This window comes from Chitinophaga sp. (genome assembly GCF_036566945.1).
In the GTDB taxonomy this organism is placed as follows: domain Bacteria; phylum Bacteroidota; class Bacteroidia; order Chitinophagales; family Chitinophagaceae; genus Chitinophaga.
In genome coordinates, this window is the sequence record NZ_DATCVJ010001115.1 from 1 (window position 1) to 3,369 (window position 3,369).

Annotated in this window: 5 protein-coding genes; 3 read left to right on the top strand and 2 right to left on the bottom strand. The window is 44.6% G+C overall.

The window, feature by feature from the left end; translation table 11 throughout:
- On the bottom strand, nt 1-1,090 hold a 1,090-nt coding region (locus VIP81_RS33435; RefSeq protein WP_331972614.1), incomplete at its 3' end, for an aspartate aminotransferase family protein.
- 91 nt (nt 1,091-1,181) lie between these two features.
- Between VIP81_RS33435 and VIP81_RS33440 the strand changes: the two genes are divergently transcribed.
- The 3 genes from VIP81_RS33440 to VIP81_RS33450 are packed head-to-tail and all read left to right on the top strand — an operon-like array spanning nt 1,182 to nt 2,076.
- A complete protein-coding gene (locus tag VIP81_RS33440; protein WP_331972617.1) occupies nt 1,182-1,718 on the top strand; it encodes a gamma carbonic anhydrase family protein in 537 nt (178 codons plus the stop codon).
- A gap of 48 nt (nt 1,719-1,766) precedes the next feature.
- Nucleotides 1,767-1,919 (top strand): hypothetical protein, encoded by a 153-nt coding sequence (locus VIP81_RS33445; RefSeq protein WP_331972620.1) that lies wholly within the window; start codon nt 1,767-1,769, stop codon nt 1,917-1,919.
- A gap of 10 nt (nt 1,920-1,929) precedes the next feature.
- The gene (locus VIP81_RS33450; protein WP_331972623.1) at nt 1,930-2,076 is read left to right on the top strand and encodes a hypothetical protein; all 147 of its coding nucleotides are present in this window, start codon (nt 1,930-1,932) and stop codon (nt 2,074-2,076) included.
- Here the strand turns inward: VIP81_RS33450 and rsgA are convergent, their stop codons facing one another.
- The gene (gene rsgA, locus VIP81_RS33455) at nt 2,077-3,012 is read right to left on the bottom strand and encodes a ribosome small subunit-dependent GTPase A (RefSeq protein ID WP_331972626.1); all 936 of its coding nucleotides are present in this window, start codon (nt 3,010-3,012) and stop codon (nt 2,077-2,079) included.
- Nucleotides 3,013-3,369 lie beyond the last annotated feature (357 nt).

A 3,369-nucleotide genomic window follows, 5' to 3' on the forward strand; every position in this document is an offset into this window, starting at 1 on the left:
CTGCTGCAAACAAAAACCAATCGGTGACCATGCCATTGGCAATACAGTAGTCGATTATTTTTTTGTTGACAGGGAAATTTTCAAACTCCACGGCGATCATCAATCCAAGGGAGCGGACAGATTTAATAGCCGGATGTTTCAGGTGTTGCAGAAATAATTGCTCCTTTGCTTTCACATCTTTTAACAAATCCTGATCCAGCAAGGCCTGGAGGCCTGCGCGGCCGGCCGCACAGTTCACCGGATGCCCGCCAAAAGTAGTAATATGCCCCAGCACTGGATTGTTGGTCAATGTCCACATAATTTCGCGGGAGGCAATGAAAGCGCCTAAAGGCATACCGCCGCCTAATGCTTTGCCCAGCAATAAAACATCTGGTATGATACCGAATTGTTCGAATGCCCACAGCGTACCATTTCTCCCGAATCCACATTGAATTTCATCTAAAATCAACAAGGCACCGGTGGCGGTACATTTAGCGCGTAGTGCGTGTAGCCATTCCCGTTGTGGTATGTTTACACCGCCTTCTGCCTGTACAGTTTCCGCAATAACGGCAGCCGTGTTATGTGTAATCAGCTCCAGCGATTCAAAATTATTATATTCCAGGTGTTGAATGCCTGGTAATAAAGGGCGGTAAGCATTGCGCCAGTATTCATCTCCCAGGATACTTAAAGCCCCCTGGGTAGAGCCGTGATAGCTGCGGTTAAAAGCCGCGATTTCTGTTCTGCCGGTAAAGCGTTTCGCCAGCTTCATGGCTCCTTCTACGGCTTCTGCACCGGAGTTGGTAAAATATACACAGTTCAGTTGCGCTGGTAAATGTTCCGTGAGTAGTGTGGCAAATGCCACCTGTGGCGACTGTACGAATTCGCCATATACCAGCAGGTGCATATATTGCTGCGCCTGTTCCTGTATGGCCTTTACGACTGCCGGATGGCAGTGTCCTACGTTACATACGCTGATGCCGGCAATGAGGTCGAGGTACCGCTTGCCATTTACATCCCACATGTACATCCCTTCCGCTTTCACTATTTCCAATGCCAGAGGAGCATCAGAAGTTTGCGCTACGTGTTGCAAAAAAAGTTGCCTGTTGTTCATATCACTTACTGCTCTGTTCTTTGCGAAGTTAGAAAACAACTGCTAATTAGTAATTGTTATATTTGTAACGTAAGCACTAAAACACTTTATTATGGCGCACATTATTCCACTAAAAGGAATTACTCCTCAAATTCCAGAAGACTGTTTCATTGCTCCCAACGCTACTATAGTAGGGGATGTAGTAATGGGCAAAGGCTGCACGGTATGGTTCAACGCCGTTGTTCGTGGCGATGTAAACAGTATTCGTCTGGGCGAAAATGTGAACGTCCAGGATGGTGCGGTGATCCATTGTACCTATCAGAAGTCAAAAACCATTGTAGGCAATAATGTGTCTATTGGCCACAATGCTATTCTGCATGGCTGTACGATCGATGATGATGTGTTGGTGGGAATGGGTGCTATCGTAATGGACAATGCACATATCAGCAGTAATAGTATTATTGCCGCCGGCGCGGTGGTACTCAGTGGTACCAATGTGGAACCAGGTACTATTTATGCCGGGGTGCCTGCCAAAAAGGTAAAAGATATTGACATGGCCCTGATTAAGGGAGAAATAAACCGCATTTCCAGGAACTACAACATGTACGCGTCCTGGTACCAGGAGGCAGAAGAAGTAAAGCAACCATAACCAGCTCATGTTATAGAAAAACATTATATTGCAGGCAAATACCCTCCTATGAAATCTATTTTGTGCCTGCTCTTATTAGGCAGCATCCTGTTGGCCAGCTGTTCATCGCAGAAAACAGGATGCCCCTCTTCTAATTATTACACGAAAGATATCAAGCAAAGCAACCGCAAGGCGGGTAAACAAATGAGTCGTTTATTTTAAAAATTCACTCATGCGCAAAACCGTCTCTATTATCTTATTACTGGCTGTTGTATTGCTGGCGGCCTGTCGTACACAGAAAAAAGGTTGTCCGCTGCCTAAACGTAACTGGGGAGCAGAAAAAGTACTGGACGAATTGGGTAAACCCAAAAAAGGCTGATTAATATTGTTCTTCCTGTATGGTTTCCAGTATGGTAGCATAGCTAACATACCTGTCTACATCGATATGCCCTTCTTCTACGGCCACTTTCACAGCACAACCAGGTTCATTGATATGCAAACAGTTATTAAACTGACACTGGGTAATATAAGGTTGCATTTCCAGGAAATAGTGGGATAATTCCGGCTTCGGGATGTCTACGATACCAAATTCCCGCACGCCGGGGGTATCAATTAAACAGCCGCCAAAGGGCAGGTCATACATTTCGGCGGAAGTAGTGGTGTGTAATCCTTTGCCGCTCCAGCCACTCACGGCTTTGGTTCTGAGGTCCAAACCGGGCATCAGTACATTGATCAGAGAAGATTTCCCTACACCGGAATGTCCGGCCATCAGGGTGGTTTTATCTTTCAGCAAGGCCCTTACCTCATCTACGCTATCGCCTTTTGAGGCAGATATTAACAATACCTGATAACCAATGCTACCATATAGTTCCTCGAGTTCTCCGTATTTCTCTGCTTCCTTTTCTTTATAAATATCTTTTTTGTTGAACACCAGTATCACCGGAATGTGATAGGCTGCAGCTGTCACCAGGAAGCGGTCTATGAAGCCCTGTGAGGTGCGTGGCTCCTTCACCGTACAAATCAGCATGGCCTGATCCAGGTTAGCGGCTACAATGTGTTTTTTATTTTTCCCATGCGGAGAGCTCCGCACGATATAATTCTTGCGGGCGCCGATTTCCGTTATCATGGCATTTTTGGCATTCGCGTCACTATCGTCTGGCACTATTTCCACCGTATCGCCCACGGCAATGGGGTTAGTAGAAGTAATATCTTCATCTTTCTTGAAAATACCTTTCATTCTTGCCTGAAATGTTTCACCTGTGGCAGTTTTTACCACATACCAGCTTCCCGTTGATTTATATACTGTTGCTTGCAATAGTTTCTGATATTTTAGAAGAGTACCAAAGGTACAGGAATTTTGTTTTATGCAGCGGGATGCGGAGGGGATCGCCTTCGGCGATTGTCTTTTTCAGGATTATACTGATTTAGATGATTTTCCAGATTTTTGTTTTTATGATTTGGGGAGATTTTAAAAAGAAGAGGGAAGATATTAGCGGATTTCGCTACTATCTTCCCTCTTCTTTTAATCTTTTATAATCATTGTTGTCCGGGTAAATCTTAATTAGAAGGTACAAAAAAAGGGCAGTTCCAAAGAACCACCCATATTAGTTAAGTTTGAGTTACCACACTTAAACGATAACTAATGAGCGAATTTAAAAAATTTCCCGGACAG